Here is a 26519-nt window from a genome sequence, read left to right as displayed (position 1 = left end):
CCCGCCATCACCCACACCACACCCCACACCAGCATCTACCTCGAACTCAGCCCCGACCCCATCCTCACCACCGCAACCCACCACACCCTCCACCAGAACAACCCCACAACACCGCTCATCACCTCCACCCTCACCCACAAACAACCCGACACACACGCCCTCACCCACACCCTCGCCCGGTTGCACACCACCGGTGTCGACGTCGACTGGACCAGCTGGTACCCCGCCACCCCCACCCCCCGCACCATCGACCTCCCCACCTACGCCTTCCACCACCAGCACTACTGGCTGTCGTCCGGCTCCTCCTCGGCCCCGGCGCCCACGGAGGCGGCTCTGGTCGACAGGGAGTTCTGGGAGGCGGTGGAGCGCGAGGATCTGGAAGCCCTGGCGGCGACCATCGACTCACCGGCGGACCAGCAGCCCATGCTGGGCGCTGTTCTTCCGACGCTGTCCGCCTGGCGGCGGCAGCACCGGGAGCGGTCGGTCATCAATTCCTGGCGGTACCGGACCATTTGGAGGCGGCTGTCCACCTTCTCCGCGCGTCCGGACCTCTCCGGCACCTGGTTGCTGATCATCCCCGCCGGTCAGTCCGACCACCCTGCAGTGACAACCGCCGCGCAGGCCCTGACCGCCCACGGCGCCACTCCACTCCGCCATGTGCTCGACGCCCGTACCGTCGATCGCGACGCCCTGGCGGACCACCTCACCCCTCTGGCCACGGAGGGCGAACCCACCGGAGTACTGAGCCTGCTGGCCCTCGACGAGGAGCCGCACCCCGAATACGCCGCCGTGCCCTCCGGGCTGGCCGCGGCCACCGTACTCGTGCAGGCCCTCGGCGACGCCGAGATCCCGGCACCACTGTGGTGCCTCACACAGGGCGCCGTCGCCACCGGTCCCGGCGATCCGCTCCCCAGCCCTCGGCAGGCGCAGACCTGGGGACTTGGCCGCGCCGCTGCTCTGGAACACCCTCGCCGCTGGGGTGGCCTGATCGATCTCCCGACCGTCATCGACCACCACACCGCCGACCGTCTGGCCGCCCTGCTCGCCCCCGGTGGGCCGGAGGACCAGACCGCGATCCGCGCCACCGGCGGCTACGCCCGGCGCCTCCGTAGGGCCGGTACGCCCACCACTGCCCCCAGGACCTGGCAGCCCACCGGCACCACGCTCATCACCGGCGGCACCGGCGGCCTCGGCGCCCATGTCGCCCGCTGGCTCGCCCGCCACGGCGCACCCCATCTCCACCTCATCAGCCGCTCCGGCCCCGATGCCCCCGGCGCCGCCCAACTCGCCGAAGAACTCACCGACCTGGGCACGACCGTCACCATCACCGCCTGCGACGCCTCCGACCGGGCCGCACTCCAGCACCTCCTCGACACCATCCCCGCCGAACACCCCCTCACCACCGTCATCCACGCCGCCGGAACGTCGGACACCGAGCTCATCGCCGATCTGGGGCCGGAGCGGCTGCAGCATGTGCTCGCGCCCAAGGCCCTGGCCGCCGCCCATCTGCATGAGCTGACCCAGGGGCTCGATCTCAGCGCCTTCGTGCTCTTCTCGTCCGGGGCTGCCGCGTGGGGCGGCAGTCGGCAAGGGGCCTACGCCGCCGCGAACACCTATCTCGACGCCCTCGCCGAGCACCGCCGCACCCGGGGACTCCCCGCCACCAGCCTCGCCTGGGGTCCCTGGGGCGACGCGGGCATGGCTGCCGATGAGACCGCGCTCGCGTTCTACGGGCGGCGCGGCCTGTCTCCGCTCAGCCCGGAACTGGCCGTGGCATCGCTCCAGCACGCCCTGGACCACCGTGACACCACGGTCACCGTGGCGGACATCGACTGGGAGAAGTTCCCGACTGCGTTCACCGCTCAGCGCCCCAGCCCGCTGCTCGAAGACCTGACCACGGCCGCCGACAACTCCACCGAGCGAACCGCCGGCACGTCCGCCGACACGTCCGCCGACACCTCGCTCCAGCAGCGGCTCTCCGCCGCCACCCCCGAGCAGCAGCACCAGCTCCTCCTCGAACGGATCCAGTCCCTCGCCGCCTCGATCCTGGGACATTCCGGGCCGGACGCCATTCCGCCCGGCCAGCCGTTCCAGGAGCTCGGGTTCGACTCCCTGACCGCCGTGGAGCTGCGCAACCAGCTCGCCACCGCCACCGGAATCGACCTCGCACCCGCGCTCGTCTTCGACCACCCCACGCCCAACGCCCTCGCCACGTATCTGCGCGCCGAACTCACGGGCCAGCAGATGGCCGTCGCCGCTCACACCCCGCCCACGGCCGCCCAGGACGAACCGATCGCGATCGTCGGCATGGCCTGCCGCTACCCCGGCGACGCACACTCCCCGAAGGAGCTGTGGGACCTGGTCATGGCGCACCGCGATGCCATCGCGGAGATGCCCACCGACCGCAACTGGGATCTGAACGCGCTCTACGACCCCGACCCCGACCGTGCGGGGACGAGCTACGTCCGCGAGGGCGGATTCCTCTACCAGGCGGCCGAGTTCGATCCCGGGTTCTTCGGCATCAGCCCGCGCGAGGCGGTCGCCATGGACCCCCAACAGCGGCTGCTCCTCGAAACCGCCTGGGAGGCCTTCGAGAGCGCGGGCCTGGACCGGGACACACTCGCGGGCAGCGACACCGGCGTGTTCGCGGGGGTGACGTCCCAGGACTACATCTCCCTCACCGGCGATACGGCGAGCGACGTCGAAGGCTATGTCGCCACGGGCAATATCGGCAGTGTGGTGTCCGGCCGGGTGGCCTACTCCTTCGGCCTCGAAGGCCCGGCGGTCACGGTGGACACCGCGTGCTCGTCCTCGCTGGTGGCCATGCATCTGGCGGCCCAAGCACTGCGACAGGGCGAATGCACGATGGCCCTGGCGGGCGGGGTGACGGTGATGGCCACCCCGGGCGCGTTCATCGAGTTCTCCCGGCAGCGCGGTCTGGCGCCCGACGCGCGGTGCAAGCCGTTCGCGGCCGCGGCGGACGGCATGGTGTGGGGCGAGGGCGTCGGTCTCGTCCTGCTGGAACGGCTGTCGGACGCGCGGCGCAACGGCCACCGCGTGCTCGCCGTCGTCCGTGGCTCCGCCGTCAACCAGGACGGCACCAGCAACGGACTCACCGCGCCGAACGGGCCCTCGCAGCAGCGGGTGATCCGGCAGGCGCTCGCCAACGCCCGGCTGTCACCGTCCGAGGTGGACGCCGTGGAGGCACATGGCACCGGGACCACCCTCGGCGATCCGATCGAGGCGCAGGCGCTGCTGGCCACGTACGGCCAAGAACGGTCGGAGGACCAGCCGCTGTGGCTCGGCTCCATCAAGTCCAACATCGGCCATACGCAGGCCGCCGCCGGAGTGGCCGGGGTCATCAAGATGGTGATGGCGATGCGCCACGGGGTGCTGCCCGCGTCACTGCACATCGACGAGCCGACCCCGAATGTCGACTGGAGCGCGGGCGACCTGCGCCTGCTCGCCGAACCCGTCCCTTGGCCCCAGGGCGAACGGCCCCGCCGGGCGGGAATCTCCTCCTTCGGCATCTCCGGGACGAACGCCCATCTCATCCTTGAGCAGGCCCCCGAGCCGATCGAGCCCGCCCCCGTATCGGACGTCGCCGGTGTGGTGCCCTGGGTGATCTCCGCACAGAGCGACGCGGCGCTACGGGGCCAGGCACGGGCCCTGACCGGGCACATCATCGGCGAGCCCGAGGTGAGCGCCGCTGAGGTGGGCTGGTCTCTGCTGCGGTCCAGGACGCTCTTCGACCACCGCGCCGTGGTCATCGGCCAGGACCGCGAGGAGCTGGTGGCCGGGCTGGAGGCACTGGCCACCGGAGAACCACATCCGGGTCTCGTACACGCCGGAGAGACCGTCGAGTCCACCGGTCAGACGGTCTTCCTGTTCAGCGGGCAGGGCAGCCAGCGCCCCGGCATGGGCGCCGAACTCTACGACCGCTTCCCCGTCTTCACCGAAGCCTTCGACGAGGTCTGCGCCCTCCTCGACCCACACCTCGAACACCCGCTACGGGAACTGGTCTTCAGCCGCGACCCCGAACAAGCGGCGCTACTGGACCACACCACCTACGCCCAAGCGGGGCTGTTCGCCCTGCACATCGCCCTGGCACGACTCCTCGACTCCGTCGGTGTACGCCCCGACGCCGTCATCGGCCACTCCATCGGCGAAATCGCCGCCGCCCATATCGCCGGAGTCTTCGACCTACCCGACGCCTGCCACCTCGTCGCCACCCGCGCCACCCTCATGGGCCAGCTCCCCCACGGCGGAAGCATGGCCACCATCGCCGCCACGGCCGACGAACTCGCCGACGACCTCGCAGCACACAACGGCCAAGTGACCATCGCCGCCCTCAACACCCCCCGCAACACCGTCATCTCCGGACCCGCCGACCTCGTCACGGACATCTGCGCCACCTGGACCGAACGCGGCCGTAAGACCCGTGCCCTCACGGTCAGCCACGCCTTCCACTCCCCCCTGATGGACCCCATCCTCGAACCCTTCAAGGAAGCCATCAGCGGACTCACCTACCACCCACCCACCATCCCCCTCATCAGCAACCTCACCGGACAACCAGCCGACGAACACATCACCACCCCCGACTACTGGACCCAACACATCCGCCAACCCGTCCACTTCCACCCCGCCATCACCCACACCACACCCCACACCAGCATCTACCTCGAACTCAGCCCCGACCCCATCCTCACCACCGCAACCCACCACACCCTCCACCACCACACCACCGAAACCAACCGCCCCACCCCCCTCATCACCTCCACCCTCACCCACAAACAACCCGACACACACGCCCTCACCCACGCCCTCGCCCAACTCCACACCAACAACACCACCATCGACTGGACCAGCTGGTACCCCGCCACCCCCACCCCCCGCACCATCGAACTCCCCACCTACGCCTTCCACCACCAGCACTACTGGCTCGCCCCGCCCGCTCCGCGCGCCGATGGTCATCTCAACGGCCACCACCCGGCCGAGGCCAGGCTCTGGGACGCCATCGAGGAGCTCGACGTCGACGCCCTCACCAGCACACTCCAGCTGGACAAGGACAGCCCCGGCGTCGACGCGCTGCTGCCCGCGCTCCCCGTGCTGTCGACCTGGCGGCGTCGGCACCGCGAACGGTCCACCATCGACTCCTGGCGCTATCGTGTCGCGTGGAAGCAGTTGCCGGACCCCGCCACCGCACCGACCCTCAGCGGGACCTGGCTGCTGCTCGTCCCCTCCGGCCTGGAGGAGCACCCGGCCGTCCACGCCGCCGTCCAGGCGCTGGATGCCCATGGTGCGGCCCATGAAGTCCTGTCGCTCGATGGTGTGGACGCCCCACGCGACGCCCTCGTCCCGCTGCTCTCACACCTCCCCGATGGCAGCACACCCGAGGGCATTCTGAGTCTGCTCGCGCTCGATCAGGCGCCCCACCCCGGCCACCCGGCCGTCCCCACCGGGCTGGCCGCGACGGCCGCCGTTGTCCAGGCCCTCAGCCAGACACCGCTCATCGCGCCCCTGTGGTGCGTCACCCAGGGTGCGGTGGCCGCCACCGCCACCGATCCGCTCCCCCACCCGCAACAGGCCCAGATCTGGGGTTTGGGCCGGGTCGCGGCGCTGGAACATCCCCACCTCTGGGGCGGTCTCATCGACCTCCCGGCCGATTTGGACGCCCGCGCCCCCGCCCGTATCGCCGCCGTACTGGCGCCCGGCCATCCCGAGGACCAGGTGGCGATCCGCGCCACCACCCTGGCCCGCCGGCTGGAGCGCGCGGCCTGCCCGGACACCGCACCCACCACGTGGCGCCCCGCCGGTACGACCCTGATCACCGGCGGCACGGGCGGTCTGGGCGCCCATGTGGCCCGCTGGCTCGCCCGCCACGGCGCACCCCACCTCCACCTCGTCAGCCGCTCCGGGCCCGACGCCCCTGGCGTCACCCAACTCAGCGAGGAACTCACCGCGTTGGGCGCGGCCGTCACCGTCACCGCCTGCGACGTATCCGACCGCGCCGCACTCCAGCACCTCCTCGACACCATCCCCGCCGAACACCCCCTCACCACCGTCGTCCACGCCGCCGGGCTCGCGGAGAACACCCCGCTCGCCGAGCTGGACCTTCCGGGGATCGAGGCGGTGCTGCGGCCCAAGGCGCTCGCGGCCGCACATCTCCATGAGCTCACCGAGGATCTCGACCTCAGCGCCTTTGTGCTCTTCTCGTCCGGCGCGGCCGCGTGGGGCGGTAGCCGACAGCCCTCGTACGCCGCCGCCAACGCCTATCTCGACGCCCTCGCCGAACACCGCCGCGCCCGTGACCTGCCCGCCACCAGCCTCGTCTGGGCACCGTGGAGCGATGCGGGCATGGCCGCCGATGAGGCTGTCATCGACTACTACCGCCGGCGCGGAATGCGTCCCCTGGACACCGATCTCGCCATCGCCTCGCTCCAGCACTCCCTGGACCACGGCGACACCACGATCATCATCGCGGACATCGACTGGGAGAGGTTCCCGGCCGGTTTCACCGCGCAGCGGCCCAGCCCGCTGCTGTCCGACCTGGCGGCCACCGCGTCACCGGGCGCCGATGCCACCCCGGACGCCGACACGGCGTTGAGCGGCTCGCTTCAGCGGCAGCTGGCCACCAGCTCCCCCGCCCAGCAGCATCAACTCCTGCTCCATCACATCCAGACGCATGCCGCCGCGATCCTCGGCCATCCCACCATCGACGCGATTCCACCCGCCCAGCCGTTCCAGGAGCTGGGGTTCGACTCCCTCACGGCCGTCGAATTCGGCCATCGGCTCTCCGCCGCCACCGGTCTTAACCTTCCGCCCACTCTGGTCTTCGACCACCCCACGCCCAAGGAGCTGGCCGACTATCTGCGCGAGCGGCTCGTCGAGGGGCAGCTGACCTCCGAGGGACATCTGCTGTCGGAGCTCGACCGGTGGGACTCGGTCTCGGAGCCCTCGGCGGTGGACGAGGCGGCCCGTCGCCGGATCACCGGGCGACTGCGGCTGCTGCTGGCCAAGTGGAGCGACACGGAACGGGAAACGGAGCGTTCCGCGGCCCACAGCGAGCTCGAGACGGCGACGGCAGAAGACATTTTCGACCTCATCTCCGACGAGTTCGGAAAGTCCGACGAGCTCGGAAAGTCGTGAGCCAGATGACCCCCATCCTCCGCGACGCGCCAAGGAGCCTCCGCTAGATGTCGAACGAAGAGAAGCTGCTCGACCACCTCAAGTGGGTCACGGCCGAGCTGCGCCAGACCCGTGAGCGTCTGCGGGAGGCCGAGTCCGCCGAGCCGGAGCCCATCGCGATCGTGGGCATGGCCTGCCGCTATCCGGGCGGGGTGCGGTCGCCGGAGGAGCTGTGGCGGCTGGTGCGGGACGGCGAGGACGCCGTCTCCGGCTTTCCCGCGGACCGGGGTTGGGGCGTTGAGGAGCTGTTCGACCCGGATCCCGAAAGCTATGGGAAGTCGTATGTGGACCAGGGCGGATTCTGTTACGACGCGACCGAGTTCGACGCGGCCTTCTTCGACATCAGTCCCCGCGAGGCCCAGGCCATGGACCCGCAGCAGCGGCTGCTGCTGGAGACCGCGTGGGAGGCGTTCGAACGCGCCGGGCTCAACCGGGCGTCGCTGGGCGGCAGCAACACCGGGGTGTTCGCCGGGGTGGGTTCGCATGACTATCTGTCGGTCATCGGCGACATCACCAGCGAGGTGGAGGGCTACGTCGGCCCCGGGAACCTCGGCAGTGTGGTGTCCGGGCGGGTGGCGTACTCGCTCGGACTCGAGGGGCCCGCGGTCACGGTGGACACCGCGTGTTCCTCGTCGCTGGTCGCCATCCATCTGGCGTGTCAGGCCCTGCGCAGCGGCGAATGCGATCTGGCCCTGGCCGGTGGGGTGGCCGTCATGGCGACGCCCGGCGCGTTCATCGAGTTCTCCCGTCAGCGTGGCATGGCCCCCGACGGCCGCTGCAAGCCGTTCGCGGCGGCCGCCGATGGCACCGGATGGGGCGAGGGCGCGGGGTTGATCGTCCTGGAGCGCCTGTGTGAGGCGCGGCGCCGCAACCGCCGCGTCCTCGGGGTGATCCGGGGTTCCGCGGTCAACCAGGATGGTGCGTCGAATGGTCTTACGGCGCCGAACGGGCCCTCGCAGCAGCGGGTGATCCGACAGGCCCTGGCCAACGCGCAGCTGTCCACCGCCGAGGTGGACGCGGTCGACGGACACGGCACCGGGACCACCCTCGGCGACCCGATCGAGGCACAGGCGCTGCTGGCCACGTACGGCCAGGGCAGGCCGGAGGACCGGCCGCTGTGGCTGGGCTCCATCAAGTCCAACCTGGGACACACCCAGGCCGCCGCCGGTGCGGCCAGCGTGATCAAGATGGTGATGGCGATGCGGCACGAACTGCTGCCCGCCTCGCTGCACATCGACGAGCCGACACCACACGCCGACTGGGCGTCGGGTGCGGTACGGCTGCTGACCGAGCCGGTCGCGTGGCCACGTGGGGAGCGTCCGCGCCGGGCCGGTGTGTCCGCGTTCGGGATCTCCGGTACGAACGCCCATCTCATCCTTGAGCAGGCACCCGCCCCCGCCGAAACGCCATCCGTCGCAACGGTGCCGACCGACGGCGACAGCGACGGTGTGTCGGCGGGGGGTGTGGTGCCATGGGTGGTCTCCGGGCGTGGCGCTGAGGCACTGCGCGGTCAGGCACGGGCACTGGCCGAACGGGTGGCCACCGACCCCGAAGCATCGCCCACGGATGTCGGCTGGTCGCTGATCGCCACCCGGTCCGTCTTCGACCACCGCGCCGTCATCATCGGCGAACACCGCGACGAACTCCTGACCGGACTCAACGCCCTCGCCACCGGCAACACCCACCCCACCATCATCGAACCGACCACCACCACCAGCGGCGGCGTGGGCCCGGTCCTGGTCTTCCCCGGCCAGGGCTCCCAATGGCTCGGCATGGGCGCCGGACTCCTCAACGCCTCCCCAGTCTTCGCCACCCGCGTGACCGAATGCGACCAAGCCCTCGCCCCACACGTCGACTGGTCCCTGACCGAAGTCCTGCGCGGCGGAGTCAACGCCGCCGACCTCGCCCGCGTCGACGTCGTCCAGCCAGTCCTCTGGGCCGTCATGGTCTCCCTGGCCGCCGTATGGGACCACCACGGCGTCACCCCCACCGCCGTCGTCGGCCACAGCCAAGGCGAAATCGCCGCCGCCTGCGTCGCCGGAGCCCTCTCCCTCGACGAAGGCGCCCGCATCGTCGCCCTCCGCGCCCACGCCCTCCGCCGCCTCGCCGGCCACGGCGCCATGGCCTCCCTCACCCTCAGCCAAAACCAGGCAGAGGAGTTTCTCGCCGAACTCGGCAAAGGTGCCGAGGGGGTGGGGGTGGCCGCCGTCAACGGACCCGGCTCCGTCGTCGTCTCCGGACCACCCGAACAAGTCACCCACACTGTCACCGCATGCGAACAAACAGGCCACCGCGCCCGACTCATCGACGTGGACTACGCCTCCCACAGCGCCCAAGTCGACGAAATCGCCGAGGAGTTGCGGGAGGTGCTGTCGGGGATCGAGCCCGTCCAGGCAGAGGTGGCGTTCTACTCGACCGTCACCGGCACCCGCATGGACACCAGCGAGCTCGACACCACGTACTGGGTCAAAAACCTCCGCGAACGAGTGCGCTTCGCCGACGCCGTACGAGCACTCCTCGACGACGGCCACCGCGTATTCATCGAAGCCAGCACCCACCCCGTCCTCACCATCGGCATGCAGGAGACCTTCGAGGAAGCCGGTGTGCCCGCGGCCGCGGTGCCGACCCTGCGCCGGGACCACGGCGACCACGCCCAGTTGATGCGGTCGATGGCGCAGGCGTTCACGGCCGGAGTCATGGTCGACTGGACCCGCTGGTTCCCCACCGACCCCACACCTCACGTCATCGACCTGCCCACCTACGCCTTCCAGCGGCGCCGGTACTGGCTGGACGGACGGGGTGGCCACAGTGGCGACCCGGGCGACCTCGGGCTGGGGTCCGCTGAGCATCCGCTGCTCGGCGCCGCCGTGGAACTCGCGGAGGGCGGCGCCCATCTGCTGACCGGCCGGCTGTCGCCGCGGACCCATCCGTGGCTGAACGACCACCGGGTGCTGGACACCGTCCTGCTGCCGGGCACCGCCTTCGCCGAACTCGCCCTGCACGCGGCCGCGCGGACCGGCCGTGACCATGTGGCGGAGCTGACCCTGCACGCGCCACTGGTGATTCCGCAGGGCGAGGCGGTCGATGTGCAGATCGCCGTGGCCGCTCCCGATCACACCGGTGAGCGTCCGATCACGGTGCATTCACGGCCGGCGGCCGACACCGGCGACGCGGCCTGGACCCGGCATGCCACCGGGGCGCTCGCCGCCACCGCCGCGTCCAACTCCCCCGCTCTGGCGGCGGCTTGGCCGCCTCCCGGGGCGACATCGCTCCCCGTCGAGGACTTCTACCAGCGACTCGCCGACCACGGATACCACTACGGACCGTCCTTCCAGGGCCTCACCGCCGCGTGGCGGCTGGACGGCGATGTCTACGCCGAGGTGTCCCTGCCCGAAGGGGAACGCGAGGGCGCGGCCTCGTACGGTATCCATCCTGCCCTGTTCGACGCCGCCCTGCACGCCCGTGCCCTGGACGTCGCCCCCGACTCCGAGGACGCGCACCGGATCCTGCTCCCGTTCGCCTGGAGCGGTCTGCGGCTGCGCGCCACCGGCGCGGACACCCTGCGGATCCGGATCACCCCGACGGCATCGGACCGCCTCACCCTGCTCGCGGCCGATCCGACCGGCGCGCCGGTGGCCGTCGTGGACGATCTGATTCTGCGTCCGGTGCCGGACGGGCAGTTGGGCCGGGCCCTTGCGGCGGGCAGGAACTCGCTGTTCCAGCTCGCCTGGACGCGGATGACACCGGCCGAGGGCGCCCCGGCATGCCGTTCTGCCGTGATCGGCCCGGACGGCGGTCCCCTGGCCGACGCGCTGTCCGACGCCTCCCACCTCCCGGATCTGGCCGCCGTGCGGGCGGCGGTGGCGAGCGGGGCCCCGGCCCCCGATGTGGTGTTCGCCTTCTTCGGCTCTTCCGCCGATGGCCGGGACGATCCGGTGGAGCGCGCCCATGACCTGGGCAGGGAGGCCCTCGGGGTGTTGCGGGAGTTCCTCGCCGCTCCCGAATGCGCCGACGCCCGGTTGGCGGTGGTCACCCGTGGGGCGGTCGCCCCGCAGAGTCATGACGATGTCCACGATCTGCCCGCCTCCGCCGTATGGGGCCTGGTGCGCAGCGCCCAGTCGGAGAGCCCCGGCCGGGTCCTGCTGCTCGACCTCGACGCACGGGACGACTCGCTACGAGCCCTGTCCGACGCCGTGGCCTCGGGCGAGCCCCAGCTGGCGCTGCGCGACGGGGTGGCGTACGTACCGCGACTCGTCCACGACGACGCGGCCAAGCGGCTCACCCCGCCGGAGGGGTCGGCCACGTGGCGTCTGGGGTTGACGGGCCATGGCAGCCTGGATCAGCTGGCGCTGGTCGACTGCCCGGACAACACCCGCCCGCTGGACCGGGGCGAGGTCCGGGTGGCACTTCGGGCGGGCGGGGTGAACTTCCATGACGTCGTCGTGGCGCTGGGCATGGTGGAGGACCCCAGGCCACTGGGCGGCGACGGTGCGGGCGTGGTCGTCGAAGTGGGGCCGGACACCGAGGAGTTCGCGGTGGGCGACCGGGTCATGGGCCTGTTCAACGGCACCGGGTCGCTGGTGGTCACCGACGTCCGGATGATCACCAGGATCCCCGCGGGGTGGTCCTACGCGCAGGCGGCCACCACACCGTCCGCCTTCCTCACGGCCTACTACGGTCTCGCCGATCTCGCGGGGCTGCGGGCCGGGGAGAAGCTGCTGCTGCACGCGGCCACCGGTGGGGTGGGACTGGCGGCCGTGCAGCTGGCTCGCCACTGGGAGGCCGAGGTGTTCGCCACGGCGGGACCCGCGAAGTGGCACGCCCTGCGGGAGCGCGGTTTCGACGACCGCCATATCGCCTCCTCGCGCACCCTCGACTTCGAGGAGGGGTTCCGCGCCGCCGCCGGATCCGTCGATGTGGTGCTCAACTCCCTGGCCGGTGACTTCATGGACGCGTCCTTGCGGCTGCTGGCCCCCGGCGGTCGCTTCATCGACATGGGCCGGACGGACGTCCGCGAGCCCGAGGAGGTCGGCGCCCGGTATCCGGGGGTCGTCTATCGCGCGTTCGACCTGGTCGGCGGCGCGGGTCCGGACCGTATCCAGCAGATGCTGGCCGAGTTGTCGACGTTGTTCCAGGACGGGACGCTGCAACCGCTGCCGACCACGCCGTGGGACATCCGCAGGGCCCCCGAGGCGTTCCGCTACTTCAGCCAGGCCCGCCACATCGGCAAGATCGTCCTGACGCTCCCCACCGCCCTCGCCCCGGAGGGCACGGTCCTCATCACCGGTGGCACGGGCACCCTCGGTGCCGCCACCGCCCGCCATCTGGTGGCCCACCACGGCGTAGGGCGGCTGCTGCTCATCAGCCGCCGGGGCCTCGACGCCCCGGGGGCCACGGAGCTGGCGGCCGAACTGACCGAGCTCGGCGCGCACGTTTCCGTCGCGGCGTGTGACGCGGCCGACCGGGCCGCCCTGGCCAAGCTGCTGGAGACCGTTCCCGACCGTCATCCGCTCACCGCCGTCGTCCACGCCGCCGGGCTGCTGCGCGATGCCACGGTCGAGGCGCTCACGCCCGATCAACTCGATGAGGTGCTGCGGGCGAAGGCCGACGCGGCGTGGAATCTGCATGAACTCACCCGCGACGCCGGGCTGTCGGCGTTCGTGTTGTTCTCCGCGGCGGCCGGGCTGCTGGGCGCCGCGGGCCAGGGCAACTACGCGGCGGGCAACGCCTTCCTGGACGCGCTCGCCGTGCACCGTCATGCCCAGGGCCTGCCCGCCACCTCCCTGGCCTGGGGGTACTGGGCCCAGGCCACCGGCATGACCGGGGGAATGACCGACACCGACCGGGCCCGGCTGGCGCGGGCCGGGGTGGTGGGGCTGGAGACCGAACAGGGTCTCGCACTGCTCGACATCGCGCTCGACAGCGGCCTGCCGACCCTGGCGCCCATCCGGCTCGACCTGGCCACCCTGCGGCGTGAGGCCCATGCCGACGATCTGCCGCCCCTCTTCAGGAGCCTGGTGCGCGGCGCCGCCCCGCAGGCGGCTGCCGGAGCCGTCGCCTCGGGCGGGGCGGCACCGGCGGAGGCGTTCGCCGCCATGTCCGGGGAGGACCGGCAGCAGGCGCTCCTGAAGCTGGTGCGCAACGCCACGGCGACGGTGCTGGGCCATGACACGGCGGATGCCATCCACCCCGCCCAGAACTTCCGGGAGCTGGGCTTCGACTCGCTGACCGCCGTGGAGCTGCGGAACCGGCTGGGCGCCGCCACCGGTCTGCGGCTGCCCGCCACGCTGGTCTTCGACCACCCCACACCCACCGCGGTGGTGCGTCTGCTGGAGGAGCTCCTGGTCCCGGCCGGGACGGCGTCGGCGGACTCGCTCCTCACCGGCCTCGACTCCCTCGACGCCGCCTTGACCGGGGGGATCACCGACCGGGAGCAACGGGCCCGGATCGCGGCGCGGCTGCGCGAGCTGCTGCGCAAGGCGGACGGCCCGTGGCAGGACGCGGATGGCGACGACGACGCCGAGGAGGATCTGGCGTCGGCCAGCGACGAGGAGTTGTTCCGGGCGCTCGACAACGAGCTGACCGTCCCCTCCGACGACAGTCTCCGATGAATTCAGGACCGATGAATCAGGACCACTGGACCAGGACCGCTGAATCAGGACAGCCGTGACGATCGGGTTGATGCGATATGACGGATGACGAGAAGCTCCGCAGCTATCTCAAGCGGGCGACCGCCGATCTGCGTCTGGCCAGGCGGCAGTTGCGCGAGGTCGAGGACCGTGCCCGGGAGCCCATCGCCATCGTCGGGATGGCCTGCCACTTCCCCGGCGGTGTGGCGACCCCCGAGGACCTGTGGCGGGTGGTGGACGAGGGCGTGGACGTCATCTCCTCGTTTCCCGAGGACCGTGGCTGGGACCTGGAGAACCTCTACGACCCGGATCCGGAGCACGCCGGTACCAGCAGCGCCCGCGAGGGCGGATTCCTGCGCGATGTGGCCGACTTCGACGCCGAGTTCTTCGGGATCAGCCCGCGTGAGGCCGCGGCGATGGATCCGCAGCAGCGGCTGCTGCTGGAGACCGCGTGGGAGGCGTTCGAGCGCGCGGGGCTCACGCGGGAGGCGCTGAGCGGCAGTGCCACCGGAGTGTTCGCCGGGGTGGACTCGTACCACTATCTGTCGCTGATCGGCCAGACGACGAGCGACTCGGCGGGCTATGTGGCCACCGGGAACCTCGGCAGCGTGGTCTCGGGCCGGGTGTCTTACTCGTTCGGCCTGGAGGGGCCCGCGGTCACGGTGGACACGGCGTGCTCGTCGTCACTGGTGGCCACGCACCTGGCGGTGCAGGCGCTGCGGCAGGACGAGTGCTCGCTGGCCCTCGCCGGCGGAGTGACGGTGATGGCCACACCCGGTGGGTTCACCGAGTTCTCGCGTCAGCGCGCGCTCTCCCCGGACGGTCGGTGCAAGGCGTTCGCCGCGGCGGCCGACGGCACGGGCTTCTCCGAGGGCGTCGGTCTGGTGCTGCTGGAGCGGCTGTCGGACGCGCGGCGCAACGGGCACCGGGTGCTCGCGGTGATCCGGGGCTCGGCGGTCAACCAGGATGGTGCGTCGAATGGCCTTACGGCGCCGAACGGGCCCTCGCAGCAACGAGTGATCCGGCAGGCCCTGGTCAACGCGGGGCTGTCGCCATCCGAGGTGGACGCGGTGGAGGCGCACGGTACGGGCACCACGCTGGGCGACCCCATCGAGGCGCAGGCGCTGCTGGCCACGTACGGCCAGGGACGGCCGGAGGACCGGCCGCTGTGGCTGGGCTCCATCAAGTCCAACATCGGGCACACGCAGGCCGCCGCCGGGGTGGCGAGCATCATCAAGATGGTGCAGGCCCTGCGGCATGAGGTGCTCCCCGTCTCGCTGCACATCGACGAGCCGACACCGCATGTGGACTGGGGTGCGGGCGAGGTACGGCTGCTGACCGAACCGGTCGAGTGGGCGGCGAACGGACGGCCGCGCCGTGTGGGTGTGTCGTCGTTCGGCATCAGCGGTACGAACGCCCATCTGATCCTGGAGCAGGCCCCCGAACCGGCCGAGGTCGCCCCCGCGCCGGACACGTCGGGGGGCGGTGTGTCGGCGGGTGGTGTGGTGCCATGGGTGGTCTCCGGGCGTGGCGCTGAGGCACTGCGCGGTCAGGCACGGGCACTGGCCGAACGGGTGGCCACCGACCCCGAAGCATCGCCCACGGATGTCGGCTGGTCGCTGATCGCCACCCGGTCCGTCTTCGACCACCGCGCCGTCATCATCGGCGAACACCGCGACGAACTCCTGACCGGACTCAACGCCCTCGCCACCGGCAACACCCACCCCACCATCATCGAACCGACCACCACCACCAGCGGCGGCGTGGGCCCGGTCCTGGTCTTCCCCGGCCAGGGCTCCCAATGGCTCGGCATGGGCGCCGGACTCCTCAACGCCTCCCCCGTCTTCGCCACCCGCGTGACCGAATGCGAACAAGCCCTCGCCCCACACGTCGACTGGTCCCTGACCGAAGTCCTGCGCGGCGGAGTCAACGCCGCCGACCTCGCCCGCGTCGACGTCGTCCAGCCAGTCCTCTGGGCCGTCATGGTCTCCCTGGCCGCCGTATGGGACCACCACGGCGTCACCCCCACCGCCGTCGTCGGCCACAGCCAAGGCGAAATCGCCGCCGCCTGCGTCGCCGGAGCCCTCTCCCTCGACGAAGGCGCCCGCATCGTCGCCCTCCGCGCCCACGCCCTCCGCCGCCTCGCCGGCCACGGCGCCATGGCCTCCCTCACCCTCAGCCAAAACCAGGCAGAGGAGTTTCTCGCCGAACTCGGCAAAGGTGCCGAGGGGGTGGGGGTGGCCGCCGTCAACGGACCCGGCTCCGTCGTCGTCTCCGGACCACCCGAACAAGTCACCCACACTGTCACCGCATGCGAACAAACAGGCCACCGCGCCCGACTCATCGACGTGGACTACGCCTCCCACAGCGCCCAAGTCGACGAAATCGCCGAGGAGTTGCGGGAGGTGCTGTCGGGGATCGAGCCCGTCCAGGCAGAGGTGGCGTTCTACTCGACCGTCACCGGCACCCGCATGGACACCAGCGAGCTCGACACCACGTACTGGGTCAAAAACCTCCGCGAACGAGTGCGCTTCGCCGACGCCGTACGAGCACTCCTCGACGACGGCCACCGCGTATTCATCGAAGCCAGCACCCACCCCGTCCTCACCATCGGCATGCAGGAGAGCATCGAGGTGGCGGGGGTCGACGCGGTCACCATCCCGACTCTGCGGCGCGACCACGGTGGACCGGCCCAGCTGGCACGGTCCGTGGCGCAGGCGTTCACCGCCGGAGTCACCGTCGACTGGACCCGCTGGTTCCCCACCGACCCCGCACCCCGCGTCATCGACCTGCCGACCTACGCCTTCCAGCGTGAGCGGTACTGGCTGGACGGAGAGGGCGGGCCGGGTGGCGACCCGGCCGATCTGGGGCTGACGGCCGCCGGGCATCCGCTGCTCGGCGCGGCCGTGGAGCTCGCCGACGGCACCACTCACGTGCTCACTGGCCGCATCTCCACCCGGTCCCATCCATGGCTCGCCGAGCATGTGGTGGCGGGTGCGGTGCTGGCGCCGGGCGCGATGCTGGTGGAGTGGGCGCTGCGGGCGGCCGACGAGGTCGGCTGCGGCGGGGTGGAGGAGCTGGCACTGCAGGTTCCGCTGGCGCTGCCCGAGTCCGGTGGGCTGCGGGTGCAGGTGGTGGTGGGTGCCGCGGCGGAGGACGGGCGGCGTGAGGTGCGGATGTACTCGCGCCCTGACCGCCCCGACCATCCCGACGGCCCCAACGGCGTCGGCCACGCCCTGGCCCTCGATTCCGGCCTGGACGCGGGGTGGGTGTGTCATGCGGTGGGCGTGCTCGCGCCCGCCGCCGACGCCCCCGCCCCGGTGGAGGGCCTGGGCGGGACATGGCCGCCGCCGGGCTCGGAGCCGCTGGACGTCGGCGCCTTCTACGAGCAGGTGATGGCGGCGGGGTACGGATACGGCCCGGCGTACCAGGGCCTGACGGCCGCGTGGCGCCAGGGCGGGGATGTCCTCGCCGAGGTGGCATTGCCCGATGCCGCGGGAGGCCGGGACGGATTCGGCATCCATCCGGTGCTGCTGGACGCGGCGCTGCATCCGTCGCTGCTGATGGACCGGCCCGAGGGCCAGGAGGACGACGGCCAGGTGTGGTTGCCGTTCGCCTGGAACGGCGTGTCCCTGTGGGCCACCGAGGCGGCCACAGTGCGGGTGCGGCTGTCCCGGGACGAGGAGCGGCAGTCGCTGCGCCTCACGGTGGCGGACACGGTGGGCGCGCCGGTGCTGACGGTCGACTCGCTGGTGACCCGTCCTGCCGCGACGGACCGGCTGCGCACGGCCGCCCGTGCCGTGGACGGGCTGTTCACCCTCGACTGGACGCCGCTGCCCGCCCCGGCCACCGCGCCGTCCCCCACCTCGGTGGTCGGCGACGGCGGTTGGGTGGTGCTGGGCGAGGACCGGCTGGGGCTGGCGGAGACCGTCCGGGCGGACATGGGCGATGCCATGGCGTGCCACCCGGACCTGGAGGCGCTGATCGCGGCCGTCGACGCGGGCGAGCCCGCCCCTGCCGTCGTCCTGGCCCATCCGTATGCCGCCGAGGGTGACCACGGGGACGGGCTGGGGGCGACCGAGGAGCTACTGAGCCTGGTGCAGTCCTGGCTGCGGCGCCCGGCGCTGGCCGACACGCGGCTGGTGGTCGTCACACGGGGCGCGGTGGCGGCGGCCCATCCCGGCAAGGACACCGATGACACCGATGACACCAATAGCGCCGACGACACCGACGCCACCGCACTGGACCCGTCCGGTGCCGGAGCGTGGGGACTGATCCGCAGCGCCCAGTCGGAGAACCCGGGCCGGTTTGTGTTGCTCGACCTCGCCGAGGGCCACGAGGACCACGAAGGCCGGGAGGGCCTCGTGGAGGCCGTGGTGCGCGCGGTCGACGCGCATGAGCCCCAGGTGGCGGTGCGGGACGGACGGGTGCTGGTGCCCCGGATGGTCCGCGCGACGGCCGCACCCAGCCCGGCCACGGAGGGCCGGGACGAGCAGGAAACCGCCGGACTCGACGCCGAGGGCACCGTGCTGATCACGGGTGGCACCGGCACCCTGGGCGCTCAGGTCGCCGAACACCTGGTGCGCACATGGGGCGTCAGGCATCTGCTGCTGGTGAGCCGGAGCGGCCCGGAGGCCGCCGGTGCGGATGAACTCACCGACCGGCTCACCGAGTTGGGTGCCCAGGTACGGATCACCGCGGCCGATGTCACCGACCCGGACGCGGTGGCCGATCTGGTGGCCGGGGTCGATCCCGCGCATCCGCTGACCGGTGTGGTCCACGCGGCCGGGGTGCTGGACGACGCCGTCCTCACCACCCAGACCCCGGAGCGGCTGGCGCGGGTGTGGCGTCCGAAGGCCACGGCCGCGGCCCATCTGCACGCCGCGACCGCGGAGCTGCCGCTGTCCCTGTTTGTGATGTTCTCCTCCACGGCGGGCACGCTGGGCGCCTCGGGACAGTCCAACTACGCTGCGGCGAACGCCTATTGCGACGCCCTGGCCGCCCGGCGCCGCGCCCTCGGCCTGCCGGGGCTTTCGGTGGCGTGGGGCCTGTGGGCCGACGCCAGCGGGATGACCGGGCATCTGGGGGAGACGGACCGGGCCAGGATGAGCCGGTCGGGCATCGGGGCGATGTCCAGCGAGCGGGCGCTGGGGCTGCTGGACGCCGCAGTGCGCCACGGCCACCACCATCTGATCGCCATCGACCTGGACGTAAGGGCACTGGCGGGCCAGCCGGCGCTCACCCTGCCCGCTCCCCTGCGGGCGCTCACCGGTGGCGGTACGGCCCGGCGCACCGCGGCCACGGCCCGCCCGCACACCGACTGGGCCGGTCATCTGGCCGCGCTGCCGGTGGAGGAGCAGCGCCGTACGCTGCTCAATCTGGTCCTCACCCATGCCGCGGCGGCGCTGGGCCACTCCGACCCGGGGCGGATCCAGACCGAGCGCGGCTTCCTGGAGCTCGGTTTCGACTCGCTGACCGCGATCGAGTTGCGCAACAGGCTGACGGCCGTGACCGGGCTGCGGCTGGCCACCACCCTCATCTTCGACCACCCGAATCCGGCCGCGCTCGCCGTCCATTTGCATGCGGAATTGGCGCCCGAGGATGTGGATCCGCTTCCCCCGGTGCTGGGCGAAATCGACAGGCTGGAAAGCGCGCTGCTTTCCGTGGCCCAGGACGAGACGGCGCATGCGGCGCTGCTGAAGCGCCTTCAGTCCACGCTGTCGAAACTGGGTGCCCTGCACGGCGGCGGGACGGAGGAAGGCCAAGCGGCCGGCCGTATTCAGGACGCCACGGCCGACGAGATCTTCCAGTTCATCGACCAGGACCTGGGCCGAAGTGAAAGCGACGGAGAGCATGCACATGGGGGCACACGGTGATTGATGAGCGAAGCCGGAAGAAGCTCATTCTCGAGCACAGCCGCCGGATGAACGCCGCGGATATCGACGGGCTTCTCGAACTCTACGCGGACGAGGTCACGTTCGAGGATCCGGTCGGATCGGGGCGCAGGACCGGGCGGGACGCCCTTCGGGCGCATTTCGAGGAGCTCGCCGCCGCGGGTATCTCCGAGATTCCCGGTGAGCCGGTCGCGGGGCAGGACGGGGTGCATGTCCTGGTGCCGGTGACGGCCACCATGGACTATCTGCCCAAAGGCCCCGGCTTCGCCGAGCGCGGCTGGCTGACGGCCCCGGACGCCCCGGAGAACTCCCGCATCACCTGGGACTACGTCCTGATGATGCGCGCGGGGGCCGGTGGCCTCATTCAGGAACTGCAGATGTTCTGGGGGAGGTCGGACATTGTTATCGCCGGCTGATCCCCGACAACCCCCGCACCGCACTGGAGGCGTTCATGGCCGATGAGGCGACCCTCAAGAGGATGGCTCTGGAATACGCGCGGCGCATGAACGAGGGTGATGTCGAGGCCGTATTGGAGCTCTTCTCGGACGACATCGTCTTCGAGGATCCGGTCGGCGCGCCCCCGCTCATCGGAAAGGACGCGCTTCGCGAACACATCGCCTGGTCCATCGAATGCCAGGTGCACGAGACCCCGGGGCGTCCGGTCACTTCCATGGACGGCCGCAGCGTGGCGGTGCCGACCACGGTCACGGTGTACGCACCGGCCAAACTCACCTTCAGCATCATCGGCGTGATCGAGCTCGGTGATGACGGACTGGTCCATCACGCCCAGGCGTTCTGGGGCATCACGGATACGAAAGTGGGCGACGGTCCCGAACTCACCGGTGTCGCACATTTCATGGCGGTCACCCAGAATCTCGCCAAGATGGTCCAGGCCAAGGGCAGCCCCAGTCCGATGGGAAAGCCGTAAGCGGTGAAGGGAGGAGAGCGAGAACCATGACCGAACCCACACACGGAATCGTTCTGGGCGGAGGCTGGGCGGGAATGCTGGCTGCCCATGTGCTGGCCCGCCATGTGGAGCGCGTCACCGTCGTGGAGCGCGATGTGCTGCCGGACGGCCCCCGGCACCGCAAGGGATCGCCGCAGGGACGCCATGTCCATGTGCTGTGGTCCAGCGGTGCGCGCATCGTGGACACGCTGCTGCCGGGCATGATCGACCAACTGCTCGACGCGGGCGCCCGCCGGATCGGATTCCATCAGGACCTGGTGACCTTGACGTCCCACGGCTGGCAGCACCGCTTTCCGCCGCGGCAGTTCGCCCTGATGTGCACCCGCCCGTTCCTGGACTGGAAGGTCCGCGACCGCGTGCTCGCCACCGGGCGGATCACCGTGCGTCAGCGCACCGAGATCCTCGATCTGGTCGGCGACGCCAAACGGGTCACCGGGGTCCGGGTGCGCGACATGGACACCGGGGCGGGCGAAACCCTGGAGGCCGATCTGGTGGTCGACGCCTCCGGGCGCGGTTCCCGGCTCCGGCACTGGCTGTCGGCGCTGGAGGTGCCGCCGCTGGAGGAGGACATCGTCGACGCGGGCATCGCGTACGCCACCCGTGTGTACCAGGGTCCGCCGGGCGCCGCGGCCGGATTCCCCGCCGTCAACGTGGCCGCCGACCACCGGCTGCGCGAGCCGGGCCGGTTCGGGGTGGTGTATCCGCAGGAGGACGGCACCTGGATGGTGACCCTGTCGTGCACCCGGGGCGCCGGACTGCCCACCCACGACGACGAGTTCCTGCCCTACGCGCGGACACTGCGCCATCCGCTGGTCGCCGATCTCATCGCGCTCGCGAAGCCGCTGACCTCGGTGGCCGTCTCGCGGGTCGGCGCCAACCGGCGGCTGTATCCGGAGCGTCTTGACATCTGGCCGGAGGGGCTGCTGGTGCTCGGGGACGCGCTGGCCGCGTTCAACCCGATCTACGGCCATGGCATGAGCTCGGCTGCCCGCGCGGCCGCCGCACTGGACACCGAGCTCCAGCGGTCCGGGATCGCGGGGGGCACGACGCACCGGGCCCAGCAGGCGATCAGCGCCACCGTGGACGACCCCTGGGTCATGGCCGCGTCCAAGGACGTGGAGTACGTCAACTGCCGGATGAATACGACGGATCCACGGCTGACGGGCGGGGCCATGGCGCGGCAGCGCTTCTCCGATCTGATCGCCGACCGGTCGATCCGCTCCTCGGCGGTGTGTGATGTGGTGACCGATGTCATCAGCCTCACCGCACCGCAGTCCGAGCTGGCGTCCAGCCGCTTCCTGTCGCTGATGCAGAAGGACCGGGTCCTCCCGGAGCTCACCGAGCCGCCGCTGACCGCCGATGAGCTGGCTCTGGTGGATCTGAGCCCGCGCAGCACAGTGGGTGCGGGCGGCTCATGAGCAACGAGGAAAAGCTCGTCGACTATCTGAAGTGGACCACGTCCGAGCTCCACGAGACCCGGCAGCGGCTGCGGGAGGTCCAGGACGGCCTCGAGGAGCCGATCGCCATCGTCGGCATGGCCTGCCGCTTTCCCGGCGGGGTGCGCACCCCGGCCCAGCTGTGGGACCTGGTGGCCGACGGGCGGGACGCCGTCTCCAGCTTCCCCACCGACCGGGGCTGGGACCTGGAGAACCTCTACCACCCCGATCCGGAGAACCACGGCACCTCGTATGTGCGGGCCGGCGGCTTCATCTATGACGCGGCCGACTTCGACGCGGACTTCTTCGACATCGGCGCCCGGGAGGCGGCGGCCATCGAACCGCAGCAGCGGATGCTGCTGGAGCTGGCGTGGGAGGCGACGGAGAGCGCGGGCATCGATCCGCACACCCTGCGGGGCAGCCGGACCGGTGTCTACACGGGGGTGATGTACCACGACTACGCCTCGCGTCTGGACGAGATCCCCGAGGGTCTGCTGGGCCACGTCGGCAACGGCAACGCGGGCAGTGTGTCCTCGGGCCGGGTGGCGTTCACCCTCGGTCTGCAGGGCGCGGCGGTCAGCCTGGACACCGCGTGTTCGTCATCGCTGGTGGCCATGCACCTGGCGGCCGGGGCACTGAGGCGGGGCGAGTGCACGCTGGCGCTGGCCGGTGGCGCCGCCATCATGTACACCGCGAGCGTGTTCCAAGTGGCCTCCAGTCAGCGCCAGTTGTCCCCCGATGTCCGGTGCCGGTCGTTCGCGGACGCCGCCGACGGCATGGTGTACGGGGAGGGCGCCGGTCTGCTGCTGCTGGAGCGGCTGTCGGACGCACGGCGCAACGGCCATCCGGTGCTGGCCATGGTCCGCGGCTCGGCCATCAACCAGGACGGTGCCAGTACGGGCATGGCCGCGCCCAACGGCCCCGCCCAGCAGCAGCTGATCCGCGACGCCCTGGCGAACGCCCGGCTGTCCACGGGGGACGTGGACGCGGTGGAGGCGCATGGCACGGGTACCGCGTTCGGCGACTCCATCGAGCTCCAGGCGCTGCTCGCCACGTACGGACAGGACCGTCCGGACGACCGGCCGCTGCTGCTGGGATCCATCAAGTCGAACATCGGTCATACGCAGGCCGCCGCCGGAATGGCCGGTGTGATCAAGATGGTGATGGCGATGCGCCGGGGCGTGCTGCCACGCTCGCTCCACATCGACCGGCCGACCCGGCTGGTGCACTGGCGCAAGGGCGCGGTGCGGCTGCTGACCGAGCGGATGGACTGGCCGCGGGTGGACCGGCCACGACGGGCCGGTGTGTCCTCGTTCAGCGCCAGCGGCACCAACGCCCATGTGATTCTCGAGGAGTTCACCGAACCGGTGGAGGGCGCCGCCGACGAGGGTGGCGCCCGCGACCCGGGAGTGGTGCCGTGGGTGCTGTCCGCGCGGGGCGCGGCGGCGGTGCGCGACCAGGCCCGTGCGCTGGCCGCACATGTGGCCGGTCCCAGGCCGTCCCCCACAAACGTCGGTTGGTCGCTGGTGGCCACGCGGTCGGTGTTCGACCACCGGGCGGTCGTGGTCGGCCGGGGGCCGGACGAGCTGAGGGCGGGGCTGGCCGCGCTGGCGGCCGGTGAGCCGCATCCCTCGGTGGTGGGACCCGAAGTGGCCCGTACCGGCGCGGCGGCCTCGGCGGGCGGGACGGTGTTCGCCTTCGGTGGCGAGGGCGGTCATCCGCCGGGGACGGGAGCCGAGTTGTACGACCGGTTCCCCGTCTTCGCCACGGCCCTCGACGAGGTCGGCGGGCTGCTCGGGACGAAGGGGGAACACGACGCGTCCTCCCGGACTGGGCTGTTCGCCCTCTACATCGCGCTGGCCCGGCTGCTGGCCTCGGTGGGGGTGCGCCCCGGCGCGGTGGTGGGCTGCGGGGTCGGTGAGATCGCGGCGGCGCACATCACCGGTGCTCTCGATCTCGCCCACGCGTGTCGGCTGGTGGCCGCCGGCGCCGATCCGGGCGCGGTGGAGTACGAGCGGCCGCCCATGCCCTCGCTCGACGAGGCCGGTGCGGTGTGGGAGCTGGGGCCAGGGGCGATGCTGCCCTCCGCCCCGGCGGCGCTGGTGCTGTCACCCTTCCGCGGCGCGGGGTCCGAGGTGCGGGAGCTGATGTGCGGCCTGGCCCGTATGCACACCATGGGCGCCACCGTGGACTGGGCCACCGTGTTCGACGGCGACCCCGCTCCCCGCACCGTCGCACTGCCCACCTACGCCTTTCAGCGACAGCGATACTGGCTGGAGGACGAGGCGCCGGCGGATGCCGTGCCCACGGTGGAGACCTGGGCGGAGGCCGAGTTCTGGGACGCCGTGGAACGTACGGACACGGCGGCCCTGACCCGGGCGCTCGAGGTGCCCGCCGACCGGCGAGAGGCGCTCGCGGAGATCCTGCCCGCCCTGGCCACCTGGCGGCGGCAGCGGGAGTGGCGCTACCGCATCGCCTGGAAGCCCCTCCCCGACCCGCCGACACCACGGCTGACCGGCACCTGGCTGGTCGTGACGTCCGGCGACGGCGGGGACGACGCCACGGTGGCCGCCGTGACCACCGCGCTGCGCGACCATGGCGCGGAGACCGTCATGTTCGCTCCGGACACCACACCGGGGGACGACGAGGCGCCGGCCCGGCGGATGGCCGAGGCCGTCGCCGGGCGGCCGGTCGCGGGGGTCCTCTCCCTGCTGGCGCTGGAAGACGCTCGGCCCCCGGCCGTCGACGGGCGGAGCCCGGCGCTCGCCCCGACCGTGGAGTTGTTCGAGACGCTGCGGCGGGCCGGGGTCGAGGCGCCGGTGTGGTCGGCCACCCGCGGTGGCGTCAGCGTCGACGTGGGCGATCCGATGTCCCGTCCGGAGCAGGCCGGGTTCTGGGGCCTGGGCGGCGCGCTGGCGATGGACCGTCCACGCTGGTGGGGCGGGCTGGTCGAGCTGCCGGACAGGTTCGACGACCGCGCGGGGCGGCGGCTCGCGGGGGTGCTGGCCGGGGCGTACGGCGAAGTGGAGGTGGCCGTACGAGGCGACAGCTGCTTCGCCCGGCGCTTGGTGCGCGACGTTCCCACGGCCCTCACCACCCCCGCCCGACGGCTCCGGGGAACGGTCCTCATCACGGGCGCCGCCACCGCCCTGGGCGCCCACACCGCCCGCTGGGCGGCCGAGGACGGCGCCGAACACCTGCTGCTCATCGACAACACCGCGCCACCGGCCGCCGATCTGGTGGCCGAGCTCGGCGCCTCTGGCATACGGACGTCCGTGGCCACCGTCGATGTGGCGGACCCGGAGGCGCTGGCCACGGTCGTCGCGGGCATTCCCGCGGAGTTCCCGCTGACGGCCGTCCTGCATCTCACGGCGCCCCTGGCCGCCGAGGCGGGGCAGCTGGAAGTGGCCCGGATCGAGCGCGAGTGGGCGGCCACGGTGGCGGGCGCGGTGAACCTCTGCGCCCTCGGCAGCGACCATGAGCTGTCGGCCCTGGTGCTCGGATGCTCGGTCGTGGGCGTCCTGCCCAGCCCGGGTCTTGGCAACCAGGCACCGGCGCACGCCTTTCTGGGCGCGCTCGCCCAGGAGTGCCGGGCAAGGGGCGTACCGGCGACCTCGGTGTGCTGGGGCTCGATCGACGACCCCGACACGGCCGTCGGCGCCGCCAAGCAGCTGCGCACCAACGGGCTGCCCGCACTGCCCCAGCGCTCGGCCGCCGCCCTGCTGCGGCAGGCGGTCATGGCGGACACGGCGTCCGTGGTCATCGCGGACATCGACTGGGCCTGGATGACCGCACACGCCTCCGAGCTGGGAACACATCTGCTCTTCGATGACGTCTCCGGCCCTTCGAGCACGCCGCATACGCACCGCGGTCGGTGACCGACGCCGACCGGCCCCAACCAGGCGGGAGTACCCATGAACGCACACACCAAAGTCAACAACCACACCCCCGGCGACGGCACCGAAGTTCAAGGAGACGGATCCGCGATGCAGACGGAGAAGAGCGAGACCGCACTCGACGGGGCGGCGCTGCACCAGGCGCTCGCCATCGCCACGGCCGAGGAGCGCGAGGACATCATGCGGGAGACCGTACGGACGCAGCTCGCCGACATCCTGGCACCCACCGTGGTGGACGACGACAGCAACTTCCTGGAGAACGGGCTCACTTCACTGACCGCTCTCGAGCTCACCCGCAATCTGATGACGCTCACCGACGTGGAGATCCCCCTCGTCGCCATCCTGGAGTACCCCACCCCCACCCAGCTCGGCCACTACCTCGCCGAGGCGTACGCCGCGGTCAACTCCGGTGACGGCGCCACGGCCTAGTCCGGCCGGCACGCCCGCGGGGCACAACGCCGCGGGGGGGGGGGGGGGGGGCGCCCGCGCCCCGCGCGGGGGGTGGTGGG

Annotated in this window: 8 protein-coding genes; all 8 read left to right on the top strand. The window is 71.8% G+C overall.

What is annotated here, in order from left to right:
- On the top strand, positions 1–7149 hold a 7149-nt coding region (locus tag ACFXB5_RS39810; RefSeq protein WP_385217904.1), incomplete at its 5' end, for a type I polyketide synthase.
- A 47-nt stretch (positions 7150–7196) separates the two neighbouring features.
- On the top strand, positions 7197–13799 hold the full coding sequence (locus ACFXB5_RS39805; RefSeq protein ID WP_385217901.1) for an SDR family NAD(P)-dependent oxidoreductase: 6603 nt from the start codon (positions 7197–7199) through the stop codon (positions 13797–13799).
- Between the two features lie 77 nt (positions 13800–13876).
- On the top strand, positions 13877–19693 hold the full coding sequence (locus tag ACFXB5_RS39800) for a type I polyketide synthase (RefSeq protein WP_385217900.1): 5817 nt from the start codon (positions 13877–13879) through the stop codon (positions 19691–19693).
- Positions 19690–20127, top strand: coding sequence for a nuclear transport factor 2 family protein (locus ACFXB5_RS39795; protein ID WP_385217897.1), 438 nt, complete (start codon positions 19690–19692; stop codon positions 20125–20127). Before ACFXB5_RS39800 ends, ACFXB5_RS39795 begins: the two co-directional genes overlap by 4 nt.
- A 35-nt stretch (positions 20128–20162) precedes the next feature.
- Positions 20163–20639, top strand: coding sequence for a nuclear transport factor 2 family protein (locus ACFXB5_RS39790; RefSeq protein ID WP_385217894.1), 477 nt, complete (start codon positions 20163–20165; stop codon positions 20637–20639).
- A gap of 26 nt (positions 20640–20665) precedes the next feature.
- Positions 20666–22096, top strand: a complete 1431-nt coding sequence (locus tag ACFXB5_RS39785; protein WP_385217891.1) for an NAD(P)/FAD-dependent oxidoreductase — start codon at positions 20666–20668, stop codon at positions 22094–22096.
- On the top strand, positions 22093–25992 hold the full coding sequence (locus ACFXB5_RS39780; protein WP_385217890.1) for a type I polyketide synthase: 3900 nt from the start codon (positions 22093–22095) through the stop codon (positions 25990–25992). The genes ACFXB5_RS39785 and ACFXB5_RS39780 overlap by 4 nt, the downstream gene beginning before the upstream one ends.
- A gap of 36 nt (positions 25993–26028) precedes the next feature.
- Positions 26029–26439, top strand: a complete 411-nt coding sequence (locus ACFXB5_RS39775; protein ID WP_385217889.1) for an acyl carrier protein — start codon at positions 26029–26031, stop codon at positions 26437–26439.
- Positions 26440–26519: the final 80 nt, after the last annotated feature.

The organism is Streptomyces sp. NPDC059455, from assembly GCF_042750115.1.
Classification (GTDB): Bacteria; Actinomycetota; Actinomycetes; order Streptomycetales; family Streptomycetaceae; genus Streptomyces; species Streptomyces endocoffeicus.
Note: the sequence above shows the minus strand (reverse complement) of the source record. Positions and strands in the feature narration are given on the sequence as shown.

Coding starts and splice junctions, on each gene's coding strand:
- ACFXB5_RS39785 (WP_385217891.1), top strand. CDS start 20,666: ATGACCGAACCCACACACGGAATCGTTCTGGGCGGAGGCTGGGCGGGA.
- ACFXB5_RS39780 (WP_385217890.1), top strand. CDS start 22,093: ATGAGCAACGAGGAAAAGCTCGTCGACTATCTGAAGTGGACCACGTCC.
- ACFXB5_RS39775 (WP_385217889.1), top strand. CDS start 26,029: ATGAACGCACACACCAAAGTCAACAACCACACCCCCGGCGACGGCACC.
- ACFXB5_RS39800 (WP_385217900.1), top strand. CDS start 13,877: ATGACGGATGACGAGAAGCTCCGCAGCTATCTCAAGCGGGCGACCGCC.
- ACFXB5_RS39805 (WP_385217901.1), top strand. CDS start 7,197: ATGTCGAACGAAGAGAAGCTGCTCGACCACCTCAAGTGGGTCACGGCC.
- ACFXB5_RS39790 (WP_385217894.1), top strand. CDS start 20,163: ATGGCCGATGAGGCGACCCTCAAGAGGATGGCTCTGGAATACGCGCGG.